Genomic DNA, 16,398 nt, shown 5'->3' with positions numbered 1-16,398 from the left:
TGCTGTGCGCCCGGCCCTGTGCGGCGCGACGCCATCGCGCCGGTTGCCCGTGCGCCTGGCCGGAACATCGCGCCGTGGGCGGGGCCTGGTCAGGCTGGGCCGGCCAGAACCTGATTGCGCAATTCTTTGCGCAGGATCTTGCCGACATTGCTGCGCGGCAGGTCTTCGCGGAATTCCACGAATTTAGGCACCTTGTAGCCGGTCAGCAGCTTGCGGCAGTGGGCGATGACGTCGGCCTCGGTCAGGGCGGGGTCTTTGCGGATCACGTACAGCTTGACGACTTCGCCCGAATGCCCGCTGGGCACCCCGATGGCGGCGGCCTCCAGGATGCCGGGGTGCTCGATGGCGGCGGCTTCGACTTCGTTGGGATACACATTGAAGCCCGACACCAGGATCATGTCTTTCTTGCGATCCAGCAGGAACACGTAGCCCTTGTCGTTGATGTAGCCGATGTCGCCGGTCAGCAGCCAGCCGTCGGCATCGAAGGTCTTGGCGGTTTCCTCGGGGCGGTTCCAGTAGCCCGCCGTGACCTGGGGGCCCTTGACGCAGATTTCGCCGGATTCGCCGATGGCCATTTCGCGGTTGTCTTCGCGGATGGCCACCAGGGTGGAGGGCACCGGCAGGCCGATGGAGCCATTGAAATCGACCTTGTCCAGCGGGTTGATGGTGACCGCCGGCGAGGTTTCGGTCAGGCCGTAGGCCTGGGCGATGGGCTTGCCGGTGACCTGCAGCCAACGCTGGGCGATGGCTTCCTGGACAGCCATGCCGCCGCCCAGCGACGTATGCAGGCTGCTGAAGTCCAGCTTGGCGAAATCGGGATTGTTCAGCAGGGCATTGAACAGCGTGTTGACGCCGGTGAGCGCGGTGAACTTGACCGTGCCCAGTTCTTTGACGAACCCGGGGATGTCGCGGGGATTGACGATCAGCAGGTTGCTGGCGCCCAGCTTCATGAAGGTCAGGCAGTTGGCCGTCAGGGCAAAGATATGGTAGAGCGGCAGGGCCGTGACCACGCATTCTTTTTCGCCCTTGCAATAGGGGCGAACCCAGTTGTAGGCCTGGATCACGTTGGAAACCAGGTTGCCGTGACTGAGCATCGCGCCTTTGGCGACCCCAGTGGTGCCCCCGGTGTATTGCAGGGCGGCCAGGTCGGCATGCGCCAGGGCGGGCCGCTGGAAGCCGGCCTGTTGGCCCGCCTTCAGGACGTCGTTGAAACGATGCGCGCCGGGCAGGTTCCAGGCGGGCACCATTTTCTTGACGTGGCGCACCACCAGATTGACGACCAGGCGCTTGGGAAAGCCCAGCATGTCGCCCAGGGCGGTGACCACGATGCGCTGGACGGCGGTGCCGGGCAGGGCGTCCTGCAGGGTGCGCGCGAAGTTTTCCGCCACCACCACGGTGGTGGCACCGGAATCGGCCAGCTGATGGTGCAGCTCGTGGGCCGTATACAGGGGGTTGGTGTTGACCACCACGGCGCCGGCCATCAGGGTGCCGAACAGGCAGATCGGATATTGCAGGAGGTTGGGCATCATCAGGGCGACGCGGTCGCCTTTCTTGACACCCTGGGATTGCAGCCACGCGGCGAAGGCCTGGGCTTTTTGCCGGGTCTGCTCGTAGGTGATGGAGACCCCCATGCTGATGTACGCCGTATTGTTCGCATACTGACGGCAGCTGTCTTCAAACAGCTCTGCCAGCGAGGCGCAGGCGGCAGCCTGGTCGGTGATGTCCGCCGGCACCCCCTTGGGGTAGTGTTCCAGCCAGATCGGTTCCATGGTGGGTTTCCTTCGTGCGATTGCTAAAAAATCAGTGGGCGGATGCCTGCCCCAGCAGGGCTTGTTTCAGGGATTCCTGGGCGGGCTTTTCACCCAGCCAGACCTTGAGCAGGGCGGTGGCGAAGCGCGGATCCGAGACTTCGCCCAGCGCCTTGCCCTTGAATGATACCGAGACCTTGCCCTGGTTGAAATGAATATCGACCAGATCGCCGGAAGCTCCTTCGCCGCCGGTTTTCATGAACGCCTCGAAAGTCTGGATGGTGTCGTGCATGGCGGCCAGCTGGGCGTCGGTGTTGTTGGCCTTCAGGCCGTCGTTCAGGGCGTCGGTCAGGGCTTTGCTGTTGATGTCGCGCAGCAGCGTCAGCCGCAGCAGCTGGGGTTCCGTGCTGTCCAGGATGGTTTGGACGTCTTGTGTGGCCTGGGGACGGTACAGGGCGGCGACATACACCTGGAAGACAAAGCGCTGGCGCAGGCCCGCGCCGTTGAGCACGAGGTTTGCGCCATTCACGGTTTGCTCCGCCGGGACGTCGATGGCGGCTATCGTGACCGCCTGGGCGGCGGGCGGCAGCGCCCAGAGGCCGGCGCCGGCCAGTATCGTGGCGGCCAGCATCAGGCGGTGGGCGGATCGGAAACGGAAAAGATGTGGATCGGTGTTCATCAGATTGCCAACTCCGGGTTGAAACATCGTGGATCGGATGATGCGTCCTCTCCCGGCAGCGGGGCCGCCGGGGAGGACGCCGCAGGTTTAGAATTGGTGCGAGAACTGCACGCCGATCAGGTCGGCGCTGCTCTTGTAGTCGCCCTTGAACGTGCCGGCCGTGGTGTCGGCCGAGTGGTTGTCCACCGAGGTGCTCTTGACGAACAGGTGGGCGTAGCCGATATCCACGCTGGTGGATTTATTGAAGTGATATTTGGCCCCCAACGAGACCCAGTAGCGGTCATTGTCGGGCAGGGCCGAGGGACGGTACGCGGCGTCGCGCACAGGGGATTGATCCCAGGCCACGCCGCCCTTGAAGGTCCAGCGGTCGCTGTAGCGGTAATGAGCGCCCAGGGCCACGCGCCAGGCGTCCTTGAAGCGCAAGTCCAGGTGGGCGTCCGGGATGGTGGCATTGTGGATCTTCAGCTCGGGGATGCTGCTCCAGCCGGTCCAGGACACGTCGCCCAGCAGGGTCCAGCGGTCGTCCAGTTGATGAACCAGGCTGAGGATGGCCGTGTCCGGCAGCTCGATCGAGGCATCCGCGTCATACGAACCCTGCAGGCCGCCGATGAGGGGGATGTTGATGGCGGCCCCGACGCTGCGGTTGGAAATATCGGTGGTGCCGTCCGCGTCGATCTTGACCTTCGAGCGGTACGACAGACCCACCCGGGTGGCCGGCGTGGCCTGCCAGGTCAGGCCGACGTTCCAGCCCCAGCCGTCGCCCTTGGCGTCGACCTTCGCATTGAGGTCGCCGCCCGAGCCCGGCCCGAGCAGGCCGGGGACGAACTGCGCCTTGCGGTAGTCCGCCTTCAGTTGCATCCAATTGACCCCGGCGCCCAGAGACAGGGTATCGGTGACCTTGAAGGCGACCGAGGGATTGACGTTGATGCTTTCGATGGAGAATTTTTCCGAGTGGTAGCGGCCCGCCCAGCCTTCTTCGTAGTCGGTCATCAGGCCGAAGGGCGCGCCGACGCCCAGGCCCAGCCACCAGCGATCGGCAACCTGCCAACTGAAGTAGGCATTGGGCACCAGGCCCCAGGAGCCCGCATTGCCGCCATTGCCGCCGCCGGTGGGGTTGCCGCCCAGCGGCCCCAGCGGGGCGCCGCCGAAGGTGGTCGGCCCGGTCGAGCCGCCGTCCGAGAATTCAAAATTGGGCTTGATGCCCACGGCGCCCGCGCTGACGTTCATGCCGGGCAGCAGCGTCATGCCGGCGGGATTGAAGTAAATAGTGCTGGCGTCTTCGGCGATGGCGGCGGATCCGGCATAGGCGCTGCCGATGCCGCTGGCGTTCTGTTCCAGCAACTGGAACCCGGCGGCGTGGGCGACGCCGATGCCGCCGAAGCCGATGATGAGCGCCGACAGGATGCGGGTCGGGTGGTGTGGTTTCATGGTGTCTGCTCCAGAGTGAATGGGATGGCCTGCCAGAATTCAGGCGCAAAAATACCCATGCCGACCTGCTTGGTACGGCTATTTGCTTAAGTAAAAGCCCAAACAACGCCGGTGGGCGTGTCGTGATGGGCGGTGCGGGACGCCGGGATCAGGCCGGCGGGCGTGCGGGGTTATCCATCGTTGATTTGCATAGAATCCCCCTGAAGAGATAAAGAAGATCGGGCCGCCGGGCCGTCGGCGGGCGTCGCCGGCGCCTCGGCGGCCCCCTTGGCCTGAAAAGGCAGGGGCGCGCGCAGCCCGCCCAGGAGAAAGGCCAGAAGGCGATCCAGCAGGATTTGCGCATCCAGGCCGCTGTCGCCGTTGAGGTTCAGAATCTGGCTGGAGCTTTCAGCCCCCAGGATGGCGTATGCGGTGGCGCCCAGCATGAAATGGAAGCGCCAGACGATTTCGGCCTCGGGCACGCCGGGCAGGGATGTCAGCAGGGCCCGGGTGAATCGGTGCGCCACCACCGAGCGCTCGGCCTCGAACAGGGCGGTGATGGCCCCGTTGGGGTCGGACTGGTTGGCGCTTTGCAGGGGAATGAAGGCGCGGCGTTCGGCCCCGGCGCTGCAGGCGTGTCGCACCAGCGGCCCGAAGTACGCCTCGACGATGGCCGAGGGCTTGAGCGGCAGGCCGTGCGCCTTGGCTTCGAGCGTATCCAGGATCGACAGCCGTTCGTTGTTCAGGGCCGTCAGGCGGCGCTGGAATACGGCTTCGATCAGGGCGTCCTTGGAGCCGAAATGGTAGTTGACCGCGGACAGGTTGACGTCGGCGGTCTTGGTGATCTGGCGCATGGATGTCTTGTCGTGCCCCTGTTCGGCGAACAGGTGCTCGGCGGCATCCAGAATGGCATCACGGGTGAGGGCGGATCGAGATAGTGTCATGTGTAGTTCAAACGTTTGTTTTAAAACTATACACAAACTGCCTGGAAAAAGTATCCGTGTTAGCCCTTAGCCCCTGGTATCCTGGTCTGGGTATATAGATACCTGTTGGGCTTTTGCCCGGCAAAGGATACACTTCCATGGTTACATAGTTTGCAATAGGAACGCATGATGGGATCGGTGCGGCGGCTGCTGATGATTTCGACGCTGGTCGTGGTGGGCCTGCTGTTTGGCATGCTGGCCATCGATGCGCCCTTGGTCTGGCTGGTGCTGGGGGTGGCGGGGCTCTGGGTGCTGTTCGTGGCGGCCCTGCTGGCGGTCTTGCGCCGGACGCCGGCGGCCGAAGCCTTTGCGGCCAGCCCTGAAATCAAGGTCAAGCCCCCTGAATCCATGGACGACGCCGAACTCCTCGACGAAGTGCGCGAACGCGTCGCCCCCTCCATGGACGAACAGATGGCGCGCATCGAGCAGCTCGAAATCGAGCTGAACCGCGACCCCGTGACGGGCTTGGCCAACCGGGCGTATTTCCTGAACGAACTGAAGCGCGTGCTGCGCGACGATGCGCGCCAGGGGGCCGTCAGCGGTTATGTCCTGCTGGTGCGCCAGCGCGACATGGCGCGTTTGCAAAACCAAAGCGACCGCCAGGAAATCGACGATTGGCTGCATCTCCTGGGCACCCGCGTCCACGAGACCCTGGCCGAGTATCCCCAGGCCAGGGCGCTGGCCGCCCGATTGAATGGCGCCGATTTTGCCGTTTTGTTGCCGGTGGGGGGCGGGCCCGAGGTCATGCGGCCCATCCAGCGCCTGCACGAACTGTTTGAAACCCTGCGCGTCAAACTGGACAGCCAGAATCTGTCCCGCTGGGCATTCGCCCTGACGGACTACACCGTCCAGTGCACGCCCAAGGAAGTCCTGACCCGGCTGGATTTGGCGCTGATGTGCGCCGAAAGCGCCGGGCACGACGAGGTGGAATTCCTCTCTCACGCAGACCGCGACAGCAGCGAACTGCGCATGGGGGAAGCTTCCTGGCGCACCTTGATCTCCCAGGCCCTGGATGAAGACCGCCTGTCGCTTGAGGTGCGCACGGTGCGCTACGAGGGCGACGACCTGACCGAGCGCCACGAAGCCTCACTGAGCCTGCGCGAAGACGGCGGGCTGCAGCCGCCCATGTCCGGTTATCTGTTCATGCCCGCCGCCGCCCGCCTGGGGCTGTCCTCCGATTGCGATATGCGGGCGCTGGCCCTGGCGTTGAGCTGGCTGGGCGAACACCCCGGGGTTCTGGTGGTGCGCATGTCGGTGTCCTCGCTGCTGAACTCGCAGTATCTGGACGAAGTCCGCCGCATCTGCGCCTTTGCTGACCAGGATCTGCTGCGGCGTGTGGTCGTCGAACTCGACGCCTACGGCTTGACGCGGTATCTCGACGCTTTCAAGGCATTTACCCAGGGGCTCAACCACGTGGGCATCGCCGTGGGCCTGCGCGGGCTGGATCAGCAGCCCGACGCCTTGCGGAAAATCCACGAAATCGACATCAGCTACGTCAAGCTGGGCGGCGCCTTCGTGCGCGACCTGTTGTCCAGCCCGGGCGGCGTGCAGATGATGGTGGCGGTCACCGAGACCGCGATCGGCATGGGTGTCCGGGTCTATGTGGATGATGCCGATGACGAGGCGACGCGCAGCATGGTGCTCGAATACGGGGCGCTGCCGCGACAGTATTGATGCAAAAACCCAACGCTGCGGCGGCGGTTTCGCCGGGCTTGGCGTTTTTTGCGGTTTTGATCTATAATCAGATTCTTGGCCCAAGTTCCGGTTTTCGGGTGGCAGGCTTTTTTGACCAAAGGGTTGGAAAGCTTGGCACAGGACGAAACAGCGGGGTGGGGCAAGATTGGTAATCTCGTTTCAGCGCAAAATCGTTTGCGCTAACAGGAATTTCAACCCAGAGCCCACACAGATTGTGCAGGCTTGACGGGACCAAAACTGGCTACGCGGCCTTGGGTGGATACTCTGGGCTTCGTTGTTAAGTTGGAACAGGAAAAATCATGATCCAAATGCAGACCACGCTAAACGTGGCCGACAACACAGGTGCGCGTTCCGTCATGTGCATCAAGGTGTTGGGCGGCTCGAAGCGCCGCTATGCCGCCATTGGTGACATCATCAAGGTGTCCGTCAAAGAAGCGGCTCCACGCGGGCGTGTAAAAAAAGGCGAAATCTACAATGCCGTGGTGGTGCGTACCGCCAAGGGCGTGCGCCGTAAAGATGGTTCGCTGATCCGCTTCGGCGGCAACGCGGCCGTGTTGCTCAATGCCAAACTAGAGCCCATCGGAACCCGTATCTTCGGCCCGGTCACACGTGAGTTGCGGACCGAGAAGTTCATGAAGATCGTGTCCCTGGCGCCCGAAGTGCTGTAAGGAGCAGATCATGCAAAATATTCGCAAAGGCGACGAAGTCATCGTCCTGACAGGCCGCGATCGCAGCCGTCGCGGCACGGTTGTTGCGCGCGTCGATGCCGACCACGTTCTGGTCGAAGGCATCAATGTCGTCAAGAAACACGCCAAGGGCAACCCCATGGCCGGCACGCCGGGCGGCATCATCGACAAGACCTTGCCGATCCATATTTCCAATGTGGCTGTGTACAACCCCGAAACCGGCAAGGGCGACCGCATCGGCGTCAAGGTCGTGGACGGCGCCAAGGTCCGCATTTTCCGCTCCAACGGCGCTGTCGTTGGCGCGAAGGCATAAGGGGCGCATAAATGGCACGTTTACAAGATTTCTACCGCAACAAGGTCGCGGGCGACCTGAAAGAAAAATTCGGCTATCAGTCGATCATGCAGGTGCCCCGCATCACCAAGATCACGCTCAACATGGGTGTGTCCGAAGCGGTTGCCGACAAGAAGGTCATCGAAAACGCCGTGGGCGACATGACCAAGATCGCGGGCCAGAAACCCGTGATCACCAAGACCCGCAAGGCGATCGCCGGCTTCAAGATCCGCGAGGACTACCCGATCGGCTGCATGGTCACCCTGCGCGGCCAGCGCATGTACGAATTCCTGGATCGCCTGATCGCCGTGGCCCTGCCGCGTGTGCGCGATTTTCGCGGCGTGTCCGGCCGTGCTTTCGATGGCCGTGGCAACTACAACATCGGTGTGAAAGAACAGATCATCTTCCCGGAAATCGAATACGACAAGATCGATGCGATTCGCGGGATGAACATCAGCATCACCACCACCGCAAAGACCGACGAGGAAGCCAAGGCGCTCTTGAGCGCATTCAGCTTCCCCTTCCGCAACTAAGGGGCTGACGTGGCTAAACTTTCCCTCATCAATCGCGACATCAAGCGCGCCAAGCTGGCCGAGAAATTCGCCGCCAAGCGCACCGCACTGAAGGCGGTCATCGCCGACCAGTCCAAATCCGACGAAGAACGCTACCAGGCCCGCCTGGCGCTGCAGGCATTGCCCCGCAACGCCAATCCCACCCGTCAGCGCAATCGCTGCGTCGTCACGGGCCGTCCCCGCGGCGTGTTCAGCAAGTTCGGGCTGACGCGTCACAAATTGCGTGAAATGGCCATGCGCGGCGAAGTTCCCGGCATGACCAAGGCCAGCTGGTAGGAGAATCACACATGAGCATGAGCGATCCCATCGCCGATATGCTGACCCGCGTGCGCAATGCGCAAATGGTCAACAAGACGTCGGTTTCCATGCCCTCCTCGAAGCTGAAGGCCGCCATCGCGGCCGTGCTGAAAGACGAAGGCTACATCGAAGATTTCAACGTGGCGGGCGAACAAGCCAAGCCGCAGCTGGAAATCACCTTGAAATACTACGCCGGCCGCCCGGTGATCGAGCGCATCGACCGCGTCTCGCGCCCCGGTCTGCGCATCTACAAGAGCAGCACCACCATTCCTCAGGTCATGAACGGCCTGGGCGTGGCGATTGTCTCCACCCCGCGTGGCGTCATGACGGACCGCAAGGCCCGCGCCACTGGCGTGGGCGGCGAAGTGCTCTGCTACGTGGCATAAGGGGGTAATTACATATGTCACGCATCGCCAAATATCCCGTTGCCCTGCCCAAGGGCGTCGAAGCCACCATCAGCGCGGGTCAAATCGTGGTCAAGGGCCCCTTGGGCACCCTGACCCAGCCGCTGGATGGCAACGTGCGCATCCACCAGGAAGACGGCAACCTCAGCTTTGCCGCGGCCAACGAGTCCCGCGAGGCCAATGCCATGTCCGGCACCATCCGTGCGCTGGTCAACAACATGGTCACGGGCGTCAACGCGGGCTTCGAACGCCGCCTCAACCTGGTCGGCGTGGGTTTCCGCGCCCAGGTGCAAGGCAATGAACTCAAACTGCAGCTGGGCTTTTCCCACGATATCCTGCATGCGATCCCTGACGGGATCAAGATCGAGTGCCCTACCCAGACCGAGGTCGTGGTCAAAGGCGCCGACAAGCAGGCCGTCGGTCAGGTGGCCGCCAACATTCGTGCCTATCGCAAACCCGAACCCTACAAGGGCAAGGGCGTGCGCTACGCCGATGAGCGCGTCATCCTGAAGGAAACCAAGAAAAAATAAGCACGCAGGCAAGGACGAATCATGGACAAGAAACTCTCCCGTTTGCGTCGTGCCGCGGCGACTCGCCGCAAGATTCACGAACTGCGCGTACACCGTCTGTCGGTGTACCGCACGAATCTGCACATCTACGCCAACATCATTTCGCCGGAAGGCGACCGGGTGCTCGTCAGCGCCTCCACGCTGGAACCCGAAATCCGCAAGGAACTCGCCAGCCAGAAGGCCAATGGCGGCAACACCGCCGCCGCTGGCCTGGTCGGCAAGCGCGTGGCCGAGAAGGCCAAGGCAGCCGGCATCGAACTCGTCGCCTTCGACCGTTCGGGCTTCCGTTACCATGGCCGCGTCAAGGCGCTGGCCGAAGCCGCGCGCGAAGCCGGCTTGAAGTTCTAAGGGAATCACATGGCTAAAGCACAAGGCAAGCACGCCGCCGAGCAAGAACGCGACGACGGCATGCGCGAAAAAATGATCGCGGTCAACCGCGTCAGCAAGGTCGTCAAGGGTGGTCGCACCATGAGCTTCGCTGCGCTGACCGTGGTGGGCGACGGCGATGGCCGCATCGGCATGGGCAAGGGCAAGGCCCGCGAAGTGCCGGTTGCCGTTCAAAAGGCAATGGAACAGGCCCGTCGCGGCCTGGTCAAGGTTGCCCTCAAGAACGGCACCCTGCACCACACCGTGGTGGGCAAGCACGGCGCCTCGACCGTTCTGATTTCGCCCGCGGCGGAAGGGACCGGCGTCATTGCCGGCGGCCCGATGCGCGCAATTTTCGAAGTCATGGGTGTGCGCAACGTCGTGGCCAAGAGCCTCGGCTCCAGCAACCCCTACAACATGGTGCGCGCCACGCTCAATGGTCTGCGCGCCTGCTCCACCCCGGCGGAAATCGCAGCCAAGCGCGGCAAGTCCGTCGAAGAAATCCTGGGGTAAGACATGGCACAGAAGCAAATCAAAGTCACGCTCGTGCGCTCTGTCATTGGCACGCACAAGTCCCACCGCGCCACCGTGCGCGGCCTGGGGTTGGGCAAGGTCAACAGCAGCCGCGTCCTGGTCGACACTCCCGAGGTGCGTGGGATGATCCGCAAGGTGGATTATCTGGTCACCGTCTCGGAAGCCTGATTAAAGGAAATCAGATGTCCGAAATTCAACTGAACACACTGGCCCCCGCCGAAGGCGCCAAGCGCCCCCGTCGCCGTTTGGGGCGTGGCATCGGTTCCGGTCTGGGCAAGACCGGCGGCCGTGGCCACAAGGGTCAAAAATCCCGCGCCGGCGGTTTTCACAAAGTCGGTTTCGAAGGCGGCCAGATGCCGCTGCAGCGTCGCCTGCCCAAGCGCGGCTTCACGCCGCTGGGCCGTCACCTGTCGGCCGAAATCCGTCTGTCCGATCTGCAAGCCCTGCCTGTCGACGAAATCGACGTCCAGGTGCTGAAGGCGGCCGGCCTGGTCGGTGAACTGGTGCGTTTCGTCAAGGTCATCAAGACCGGCGAAATCAGCCGCAAGGTCACCCTGCAGGGCATCAACGCCTCGGCCGGCGCGCGCGCCGCGATCGAAGCCGCCGGCGGGTCGCTGGCTTAAGGGGCGGCAGTGGCCAAAGCTCAGGCACACAAGCCCAGCGCGGGATACGGCGACCTCAAGCGCCGCATCCTGTTTCTCGTGCTGGCCATGATTGTCTATCGCATGGGGACGCACGTCCCCGTGCCGGGCATCAACCCGGACGCGCTGGCGGATCTGTTCCAGCAAAACCAGGGCGGCATCCTGGGGCTGTTCAATATGTTCTCCGGCGGGGCGCTGGAACGGTTTTCCGTCCTCGCCCTGGGGATCATGCCCTACATCTCGGCGGCCATCATCATGCAGCTGCTGGCCGTGGTGGTGCCTACCCTGGAAGCCATCAAGAAAGAAGGCCAGGCGGGGCAGCGCAAGATCACGCAGTACACGCGCTACGGCACGGTGTTTCTGGCGCTGTTCCAGGCGGTCGGTATTTCGGTGGCGCTGGAATCCCAGCCCGGCCTGGTCATCGACCCCGGTCTGCTGTTTCGCTTTACCACCATCGTGACCCTGGTCACCGGGTCGATGTTCCTGATGTGGCTGGGCGAACAGATCACCGAACGCGGGTTGGGCAATGGGATTTCCCTGCTGATCTTCGCGGGGATCGTGGCGGGCCTGCCCGGCGCGCTGGGCGGCATGCTGGATCTCGTGCGCACCGATGCGATGTCGATCCTGTCCGTGCTGTTCATTCTGGCGCTGGTGGTGGCGGTTACGTATTTCGTGGTTTACGTCGAACGCGGCCAACGCCGGATCACGGTCAATTACGCCAAGCGCCAAGTGGGCAACAAGCTGTATGGGGGCCAGTCCTCCCATCTGCCCCTGAAGCTCAACATGTCGGGCGTGATTCCGCCGATCTTCGCGTCGTCCATCATCCTGCTGCCGGCCACCATCACCAGCTGGTTCTCCAGCAACCCCAACATGCGTTGGCTGGGTGATCTGGCCGCCGCGTTGTCGCCGCGCCAGCCCCTGTACGTGACCTTGTATTCCGGCTTGATCATCTTCTTCTGTTTCTTTTACACGGCCCTGGTGTTCAACAGCCGTGAAACCGCAGACAACCTGAAGAAAAGCGGCGCTTTCGTGCCCGGGATTCGTCCCGGCGAACAAACCGCCCGCTACATCGACAAGATCCTGATGCGTCTGACGCTGTCCGGGGCCATCTATGTCACGCTGGTGTGTCTGTTGCCCGAACTGATGCAGATGCGCTGGAATGTTCCGTTTTATTTTGGCGGCACTTCGCTGCTGATCATTGTTGTCGTTGCGATGGATTTCATGGCCCAGGCTCAGGCCTACATGATGTCCCAGCAGTACGATTCTTTGCTCAAGAAGGCCAACTTCAAGGGCTCAGGTCTTCCAATGCGCTAAGAAATCATGTCCAAGGACGACGTCATCCAGATGCAAGGGGAGGTCATCGAGAACCTGCCCAACGCAACGTTTCGTGTCAAGCTGGAAAACGGCCACATGGTGTTAGGCCATATTTCAGGCAAGATGCGTATGCACTATATCCGGATCCTTCCGGGCGACAAGGTCACAGTGGAGCTCACGCCCTATGACCTGTCGCGCGCCAGGATAGTTTTCCGCTCCAAATAGGCGGCCGGTCAAAAACCAGGAGAATCCCATGAAGGTAATGGCATCGGTAAAGCGAATCTGCCGCAACTGCAAAATCATCAAACGTCACGGTGTGGTGCGCGTCATCTGCACCGACCCGCGTCACAAGCAACGCCAAGGCTAAGGCCGGGCATCACGGATTACACGAGGAATAGTCATGGCCCGTATTGCTGGCATCAACATCCCGCCGCATCAGCACGCCGAAATCGGCTTGACGGCAATTTTCGGTATCGGCCGTTCGCGCGCCCGCAAGATCTGCGAAGCGACCGGGATCGAATACTCTAAAAAAATCAAGGATCTGTCCGACGCAGAGCTGGAAAAGGTCCGCGAGCAGGTGCATGCCTTCACCGTCGAAGGCGACCTGCGCCGTGAAGTACAGCTGTCGATCAAGCGTCTGATCGACTTGGGCACCTACCGCGGCATGCGCCACAAGCGTGGCCTGCCGGTGCGTGGTCAGCGTACCCGCACCAACGCGCGCACCCGCAAGGGCCCGCGTCGCGCCGCAGCGTCCCTGAAGAAATAAAGAGGAACCACTATGGCCAAAGCACAAGCCGGCGCGTCGCGCGTCCGCAAGAAAATCAAAAAGAGCGTTTCCGACGGGATTGCCCACGTTCACGCTTCTTTCAACAACACCATCATCACCATCACCGACCGCCAGGGCAATGCCTTGTCGTGGGCGACTTCCGGTGGCGCCGGCTTCAAGGGCTCGCGCAAATCCACGCCGTTCGCCGCCCAGGTGGCGGCCGAATCCGCGGGCCGCGTGGCCCAGGAATACGGCATCAAGACGCTCGAAGTCCGCATCAAGGGCCCCGGCCCCGGCCGCGAATCCTCCGTGCGCGCCCTGAATGCCCTGGGGATCAAAATCTCCAGCATTTCAGACATCACGCCGGTGCCGCACAACGGCTGCCGTCCGCCCAAGCGTCGTCGTATCTAAGGGGAACATCTTGGCTCGTTACATTGGACCCAAATGCAAGCTTTCGCGCCGCGAAGGCACCGACCTGTTCCTGAAGAGCGCCCGCCGCTCGCTGGACTCCAAATGCAAGCTCGAATCCAAGCCCGGCCAGCATGGCCGCACCTCGGGTTCGCGCACGTCTGACTTCGGTCTGCAGCTGCGTGAAAAGCAAAAGCTGAAGCGCATGTACGGCGTGCTGGAAAAGCAGTTCCGCCGCTACTTCGAAGAAGCCGAGCGCCGTCGCGGCAATACCGGCGAAACCCTGATCCAGCTGCTGGAATCGCGCCTGGACAACGTGGTGTACCGCATGGGCTTCGGCTCGACGCGCGCCGAAGCGCGCCAGCTGGTCAATCACCGCGCCATCGAGCTCAACGGCCATACCGCCGACATCGCCTCGATGCTGGTGAAGGCCGGCGACGTGGTGGCCATCCGCGAAAAGGCCAAGAAGCAGATTCGCATCAAGGAATCCCTGGATCTCGCCAGCGGCAGCGGCCTGCCCCAGTGGGTCGAAGTGGATGCCGCCAAGCTGTCCGGCGTCTTCAAGCAAGCCCCGGATCGCGCCGATGTCGCCCACGACATCAATGAGTCCATGGTCGTGGAATTGTATTCCCGCTAATGGCTTCAGGCGGCTTGTGCCGTCCCGGGCCGCAGCGGCGTTTCGCCCGTTGCGGCCCGAATATTCAGCCCACGCCAGGCTCTGCCGGGGTGGGCTGAGGTCTTGCCGGCCTATGCGCCGGTTTTATCCGTCAGCCTTATCGGTGTAACGAACCGAGGGTATTGAAAAGGAATCACTATGTCTGCACAAGGTTTTCTGAAACCGCGCACCGTCAATGTCGAACTGGTGGGGGCCAACCACGCCAAGGTCGTCATGGAGCCCTTCGAGCGCGGTTATGGTCATACGCTGGGCAATGCCCTGCGCCGTATTTTGCTGTCCTCCATGACCGGCTATGCGCCGACCGAAGTGCAGATCAGCGGGGTGGTGCACGAATACTCCACCGTGACCGGCGTCCGCGAAGACGTGGTCGACATGCTGCTGAACCTGAAAGGCGTGGTGTTCAAGCTGCACAACCGCGACGAAGTCACGCTGCAACTCAGCAAGCAGGGCCCGGGCGAAGTCCGCGCACGCGACATCGACCTGCCCCACGATGTGGAAGTCATCAACCCGGATCACCTGATCGCCACCTTGACCGACAATGGCCGCATCGAAATGCAGATCAAGGTCGAGCAGGGTCGCGGCTATGTGCCGGGCAATGTCCGGGCACTGGTCGACGACCGCTCCGCCACCATTGGCCAGATCGTGCTGGATGCGTCCTTCAGCCCGGTGCGCCGCGTCAGCTATGCCGTGGAAAGCGCGCGCGTCGAACAACGCACCGACCTGGACAAGCTGGTGCTGGACGTGGAAACCAACGGCGTCATTAGCCCCGAGGAAGCCGTGCGCCAGTCGGCGCGCATCCTGATGGATCAGGTTGCGGTGTTCGTGTCGCTGGCCGACAAGGATGCCGGCCAGCTGACCACCAGCGCGCCCATGGGCGGCCAATTGGCCCCCATCGACCCCGTGCTGCTGCGTCCGGTGGACGACCTGGAACTGACCGTGCGTTCGGCCAACTGCCTGAAGGCCGAAAACATCTATTACATCGGCGACCTGATCCAGCGCACCGAAAACGAGCTGCTGAAGACCCCGAACCTGGGCCGCAAGTCGCTCAACGAAATCAAGGAAGTGCTGGCCGCACGCGGCCTGACCCTGGGCATGAAGCTGGAAAACTGGCCGCCCGTCGGTCTGGAACGCCCCTGAACCGTCCGGGTGTCCCGCTGGGCGGATTGACGTCCTGCGGGATCCGGGCACAGCGGGCCGTTCGCGGCCTGTGCTAAAATTTTGCGCCTGTCCGATTGTCGGGCAGGCGATACACCCCACCCGGGCCGCGCATCTTGCGATAGAAGATCCGGGTTGCAGATTCAAAGGAAAACCATATGCGCCATCGTCACGGCCTCCGTAAACTCAACCGCACCAGCAGCCATCGCCTAGCCATGTTTCGCAACATGGCAGTCTCTCTGCTGACCCACGAAGCCATCAAAACCACGCTGCCCAAGGCCAAAGAACTGCGCCGCGTCGTCGAGCCCCTGATCACGCTGGGCAAGAACCCCACGCTGGCCAATCGCCGCCTGGCCTTTGCCCGCCTGCGCGACCGCGATCTCGTGACCAAGCTGTTCAGCGACATCGGCCCGCGCTTTGCGGCCCGCAATGGCGGCTACACCCGCATCCTGAAAATGGGCTTCCGCCAGGGCGACAACGCCCCCATGGCCTACATGGAACTGGTGGATCGCCCCGAAGCCGAAACGGCGGCCGAATAAGCCGATGCCGCAGGGCGGCGGGCCTGGCTGCGCCAGGTCATCGCCGCCGGCCTGGTGCGCCGCCGCACCGAAAGCAAGCCCGATGCCGCGCGTATTGGGCTTCTTTTTTGCGTGTAGAATCAAGGGGTTTTCCCTTATTTCATACAGGCCGCCATGATGACTGATTCCGAAAATGCCCAGGCCGGGGCCGCGCCGCCGCAGGATGGCGTGGCGCGCCAGGAAGGCCGGCCCGACGATGTCGTGCTGGTTCTGACGAATGCGCCGGATGTCCTGCTGGCCAAGCGCATCGCTCATGTCCTGGTCGAGGAATCCCTGGTGGCGTGCGCCCAGGTGGGCAGTCCCATGACATCCATGTATCTCTGGCGGGGCAGGCTGGAAGGCTGTGAGGAAATCCCCTTGTCGTTCAAGACCACAGCGGCCTTGGTGCCTGCGCTGCACCGGCGATTGTCGCAGCTGCATCCCTACGAAATCCCCGAGTTCCTGGTTCGGGGGGTGTCCGCCGTCAGCGCGCCCTATCTGCGCTGGGTGCGCGACAATGTGTCTCGCCCGGGCTGACGGCGAGCCGGGCCGCCCCAAGGCAAAAACGGCCCCCTCGGGGGGCGGCAAACGGGCGCAGCCCGCGCAGTGT

Annotated in this window: 25 protein-coding genes; 21 read left to right on the top strand and 4 right to left on the bottom strand. The window is 62.8% G+C overall.

Annotated features, from left to right (window positions below):
• Nucleotides 1–89: 89 nt before the first annotated feature.
• From ACMHYJ_RS04275 to ACMHYJ_RS04260, 4 genes are all read right to left on the bottom strand, one after another.
• Nucleotides 90–1,769 carry an AMP-binding protein gene (locus ACMHYJ_RS04275; RefSeq protein ID WP_414244973.1) on the bottom strand — a complete coding sequence of 560 codons (1,680 nt, stop codon included), beginning with the start codon at nucleotides 1,767–1,769 and terminating at the stop codon, nucleotides 90–92.
• A gap of 31 nt (nucleotides 1,770–1,800) precedes the next feature.
• Nucleotides 1,801–2,427 (bottom strand): chalcone isomerase family protein, encoded by a 627-nt coding sequence (locus ACMHYJ_RS04270; RefSeq protein ID WP_414244972.1) that lies wholly within the window; start codon nucleotides 2,425–2,427, stop codon nucleotides 1,801–1,803.
• Between the two features lie 87 nt (nucleotides 2,428–2,514).
• Nucleotides 2,515–3,855, bottom strand: coding sequence for an OmpP1/FadL family transporter (locus tag ACMHYJ_RS04265; RefSeq protein WP_414244971.1), 1,341 nt, complete (start codon nucleotides 3,853–3,855; stop codon nucleotides 2,515–2,517).
• Between the two features lie 170 nt (nucleotides 3,856–4,025).
• Nucleotides 4,026–4,778: a TetR/AcrR family transcriptional regulator gene (locus tag ACMHYJ_RS04260; RefSeq protein ID WP_414244970.1), complete on the bottom strand. Its 753-nt coding sequence runs from the start codon at nucleotides 4,776–4,778 to the stop codon at nucleotides 4,026–4,028.
• A gap of 165 nt (nucleotides 4,779–4,943) precedes the next feature.
• Between ACMHYJ_RS04260 and ACMHYJ_RS04255 the strand changes: the two genes are divergently transcribed.
• The 21 genes from ACMHYJ_RS04255 (at nucleotide 4,944) to cutA (ending at nucleotide 16,325) form a co-directional block, all read left to right on the top strand.
• Nucleotides 4,944–6,491, top strand: coding sequence for an EAL domain-containing protein (locus ACMHYJ_RS04255; RefSeq protein WP_414244969.1), 1,548 nt, complete (start codon nucleotides 4,944–4,946; stop codon nucleotides 6,489–6,491).
• On the top strand, nucleotides 6,491–6,664 hold the full coding sequence (locus tag ACMHYJ_RS04250) for a hypothetical protein (RefSeq protein ID WP_414244968.1): 174 nt from the start codon (nucleotides 6,491–6,493) through the stop codon (nucleotides 6,662–6,664). The genes ACMHYJ_RS04255 and ACMHYJ_RS04250 overlap by 1 nt, the downstream gene beginning before the upstream one ends.
• Nucleotides 6,665–6,811: 147 nt before the next feature.
• Nucleotides 6,812–7,180: a 50S ribosomal protein L14 gene (gene rplN / locus ACMHYJ_RS04245; RefSeq protein ID WP_350382609.1), complete on the top strand. Its 369-nt coding sequence runs from the start codon at nucleotides 6,812–6,814 to the stop codon at nucleotides 7,178–7,180.
• A gap of 10 nt (nucleotides 7,181–7,190) precedes the next feature.
• A complete protein-coding gene (gene rplX / locus ACMHYJ_RS04240) occupies nucleotides 7,191–7,511 on the top strand; it encodes a 50S ribosomal protein L24 (RefSeq protein WP_414244967.1) in 321 nt (106 codons plus the stop codon).
• 11 nt (nucleotides 7,512–7,522) lie between these two features.
• Nucleotides 7,523–8,062: a 50S ribosomal protein L5 gene (gene rplE / locus ACMHYJ_RS04235; RefSeq protein ID WP_414244966.1), complete on the top strand. Its 540-nt coding sequence runs from the start codon at nucleotides 7,523–7,525 to the stop codon at nucleotides 8,060–8,062.
• Nucleotides 8,063–8,071: 9 nt separating this feature from the next.
• Nucleotides 8,072–8,377, top strand: a complete 306-nt coding sequence (gene rpsN / locus ACMHYJ_RS04230; RefSeq protein ID WP_414244965.1) for a 30S ribosomal protein S14 — start codon at nucleotides 8,072–8,074, stop codon at nucleotides 8,375–8,377.
• Between the two features lie 11 nt (nucleotides 8,378–8,388).
• The gene (gene rpsH, locus ACMHYJ_RS04225; RefSeq protein WP_414244964.1) at nucleotides 8,389–8,784 is read left to right on the top strand and encodes a 30S ribosomal protein S8; all 396 of its coding nucleotides are present in this window, start codon (nucleotides 8,389–8,391) and stop codon (nucleotides 8,782–8,784) included.
• A 14-nt stretch (nucleotides 8,785–8,798) separates the two neighbouring features.
• Nucleotides 8,799–9,332, top strand: coding sequence for a 50S ribosomal protein L6 (gene rplF / locus ACMHYJ_RS04220; protein ID WP_414244963.1), 534 nt, complete (start codon nucleotides 8,799–8,801; stop codon nucleotides 9,330–9,332).
• A 21-nt stretch (nucleotides 9,333–9,353) separates the two neighbouring features.
• On the top strand, nucleotides 9,354–9,719 hold the full coding sequence (gene rplR / locus ACMHYJ_RS04215) for a 50S ribosomal protein L18 (protein ID WP_414244962.1): 366 nt from the start codon (nucleotides 9,354–9,356) through the stop codon (nucleotides 9,717–9,719).
• Nucleotides 9,720–9,728: 9 nt separating this feature from the next.
• Nucleotides 9,729–10,250 (top strand): 30S ribosomal protein S5, encoded by a 522-nt coding sequence (gene rpsE / locus ACMHYJ_RS04210; RefSeq protein WP_414244961.1) that lies wholly within the window; start codon nucleotides 9,729–9,731, stop codon nucleotides 10,248–10,250.
• 3 nt (nucleotides 10,251–10,253) lie between these two features.
• Entirely contained in the window at nucleotides 10,254–10,439 is a 186-nt protein-coding gene (gene rpmD / locus ACMHYJ_RS04205) for a 50S ribosomal protein L30 (protein WP_043678932.1), read from the top strand.
• Between the two features lie 14 nt (nucleotides 10,440–10,453).
• Nucleotides 10,454–10,894 carry a 50S ribosomal protein L15 gene (gene rplO / locus ACMHYJ_RS04200; protein ID WP_414244960.1) on the top strand — a complete coding sequence of 147 codons (441 nt, stop codon included), beginning with the start codon at nucleotides 10,454–10,456 and terminating at the stop codon, nucleotides 10,892–10,894.
• Between the two features lie 9 nt (nucleotides 10,895–10,903).
• Entirely contained in the window at nucleotides 10,904–12,226 is a 1,323-nt protein-coding gene (gene secY, locus ACMHYJ_RS04195) for a preprotein translocase subunit SecY (protein WP_414244959.1), read from the top strand.
• Nucleotides 12,227–12,232: 6 nt separating this feature from the next.
• Nucleotides 12,233–12,451, top strand: a complete 219-nt coding sequence (gene infA, locus ACMHYJ_RS04190) for a translation initiation factor IF-1 (RefSeq protein WP_043678924.1) — start codon at nucleotides 12,233–12,235, stop codon at nucleotides 12,449–12,451.
• Between the two features lie 28 nt (nucleotides 12,452–12,479).
• Nucleotides 12,480–12,593: a 50S ribosomal protein L36 gene (gene rpmJ, locus ACMHYJ_RS04185; RefSeq protein WP_003805360.1), complete on the top strand. Its 114-nt coding sequence runs from the start codon at nucleotides 12,480–12,482 to the stop codon at nucleotides 12,591–12,593.
• A gap of 33 nt (nucleotides 12,594–12,626) precedes the next feature.
• Nucleotides 12,627–12,992, top strand: a complete 366-nt coding sequence (gene rpsM, locus ACMHYJ_RS04180) for a 30S ribosomal protein S13 (protein ID WP_414244958.1) — start codon at nucleotides 12,627–12,629, stop codon at nucleotides 12,990–12,992.
• 12 nt (nucleotides 12,993–13,004) lie between these two features.
• Nucleotides 13,005–13,403: a 30S ribosomal protein S11 gene (gene rpsK / locus ACMHYJ_RS04175; RefSeq protein WP_322995735.1), complete on the top strand. Its 399-nt coding sequence runs from the start codon at nucleotides 13,005–13,007 to the stop codon at nucleotides 13,401–13,403.
• Between the two features lie 10 nt (nucleotides 13,404–13,413).
• The gene (gene rpsD / locus ACMHYJ_RS04170; protein ID WP_414244957.1) at nucleotides 13,414–14,037 is read left to right on the top strand and encodes a 30S ribosomal protein S4; all 624 of its coding nucleotides are present in this window, start codon (nucleotides 13,414–13,416) and stop codon (nucleotides 14,035–14,037) included.
• Nucleotides 14,038–14,214: 177 nt separating this feature from the next.
• Complete coding sequence (locus ACMHYJ_RS04165; protein WP_414244956.1) at nucleotides 14,215–15,213, top strand: DNA-directed RNA polymerase subunit alpha; 999 nt, start codon at nucleotides 14,215–14,217, stop codon at nucleotides 15,211–15,213.
• A gap of 176 nt (nucleotides 15,214–15,389) precedes the next feature.
• A complete protein-coding gene (gene rplQ, locus ACMHYJ_RS04160) occupies nucleotides 15,390–15,770 on the top strand; it encodes a 50S ribosomal protein L17 (RefSeq protein WP_414244955.1) in 381 nt (126 codons plus the stop codon).
• Nucleotides 15,771–15,923: 153 nt separating this feature from the next.
• The gene (cutA, locus tag ACMHYJ_RS04155; RefSeq protein WP_414244954.1) at nucleotides 15,924–16,325 is read left to right on the top strand and encodes a divalent-cation tolerance protein CutA; all 402 of its coding nucleotides are present in this window, start codon (nucleotides 15,924–15,926) and stop codon (nucleotides 16,323–16,325) included.
• Nucleotides 16,326–16,398 lie beyond the last annotated feature (73 nt).

Origin of the sequence: Castellaniella hirudinis (assembly GCF_047468865.1) — a bacterium.
Lineage (GTDB): Bacteria > Pseudomonadota > Gammaproteobacteria > Burkholderiales > Burkholderiaceae_B > Castellaniella > Castellaniella hirudinis_A.
This window is presented reverse-complemented; position numbering and strand designations above follow the sequence as displayed.

Bases quoted from the DNA above. Each gene is read 5' to 3' on its own strand.
- ACMHYJ_RS04275 (WP_414244973.1), bottom strand. From the start codon at position 1,769: ATGGAACCGATCTGGCTGGAACACTACCCCAAGGGGGTGCCGGCGGAC.
- ACMHYJ_RS04270 (WP_414244972.1), bottom strand. From the start codon at position 2,427: ATGAACACCGATCCACATCTTTTCCGTTTCCGATCCGCCCACCGCCTG.
- ACMHYJ_RS04265 (WP_414244971.1), bottom strand. From the start codon at position 3,855: ATGAAACCACACCACCCGACCCGCATCCTGTCGGCGCTCATCATCGGC.
- ACMHYJ_RS04260 (WP_414244970.1), bottom strand. From the start codon at position 4,778: ATGACACTATCTCGATCCGCCCTCACCCGTGATGCCATTCTGGATGCC.
- ACMHYJ_RS04255 (WP_414244969.1), top strand. From the start codon at position 4,944: ATGATGGGATCGGTGCGGCGGCTGCTGATGATTTCGACGCTGGTCGTG.
- ACMHYJ_RS04250 (WP_414244968.1), top strand. From the start codon at position 6,491: ATGCAAAAACCCAACGCTGCGGCGGCGGTTTCGCCGGGCTTGGCGTTT.
- rplN (WP_350382609.1), top strand. From the start codon at position 6,812: ATGATCCAAATGCAGACCACGCTAAACGTGGCCGACAACACAGGTGCG.
- rplX (WP_414244967.1), top strand. From the start codon at position 7,191: ATGCAAAATATTCGCAAAGGCGACGAAGTCATCGTCCTGACAGGCCGC.
- rplE (WP_414244966.1), top strand. From the start codon at position 7,523: ATGGCACGTTTACAAGATTTCTACCGCAACAAGGTCGCGGGCGACCTG.
- rpsH (WP_414244964.1), top strand. From the start codon at position 8,389: ATGAGCATGAGCGATCCCATCGCCGATATGCTGACCCGCGTGCGCAAT.
- rplF (WP_414244963.1), top strand. From the start codon at position 8,799: ATGTCACGCATCGCCAAATATCCCGTTGCCCTGCCCAAGGGCGTCGAA.
- rplR (WP_414244962.1), top strand. From the start codon at position 9,354: ATGGACAAGAAACTCTCCCGTTTGCGTCGTGCCGCGGCGACTCGCCGC.
- rpsE (WP_414244961.1), top strand. From the start codon at position 9,729: ATGGCTAAAGCACAAGGCAAGCACGCCGCCGAGCAAGAACGCGACGAC.
- rpmD (WP_043678932.1), top strand. From the start codon at position 10,254: ATGGCACAGAAGCAAATCAAAGTCACGCTCGTGCGCTCTGTCATTGGC.
- rplO (WP_414244960.1), top strand. From the start codon at position 10,454: ATGTCCGAAATTCAACTGAACACACTGGCCCCCGCCGAAGGCGCCAAG.
- infA (WP_043678924.1), top strand. From the start codon at position 12,233: ATGTCCAAGGACGACGTCATCCAGATGCAAGGGGAGGTCATCGAGAAC.
- rpmJ (WP_003805360.1), top strand. From the start codon at position 12,480: ATGAAGGTAATGGCATCGGTAAAGCGAATCTGCCGCAACTGCAAAATC.
- rpsM (WP_414244958.1), top strand. From the start codon at position 12,627: ATGGCCCGTATTGCTGGCATCAACATCCCGCCGCATCAGCACGCCGAA.
- rpsK (WP_322995735.1), top strand. From the start codon at position 13,005: ATGGCCAAAGCACAAGCCGGCGCGTCGCGCGTCCGCAAGAAAATCAAA.
- ACMHYJ_RS04165 (WP_414244956.1), top strand. From the start codon at position 14,215: ATGTCTGCACAAGGTTTTCTGAAACCGCGCACCGTCAATGTCGAACTG.
- rplQ (WP_414244955.1), top strand. From the start codon at position 15,390: ATGCGCCATCGTCACGGCCTCCGTAAACTCAACCGCACCAGCAGCCAT.
- cutA (WP_414244954.1), top strand. From the start codon at position 15,924: ATGATGACTGATTCCGAAAATGCCCAGGCCGGGGCCGCGCCGCCGCAG.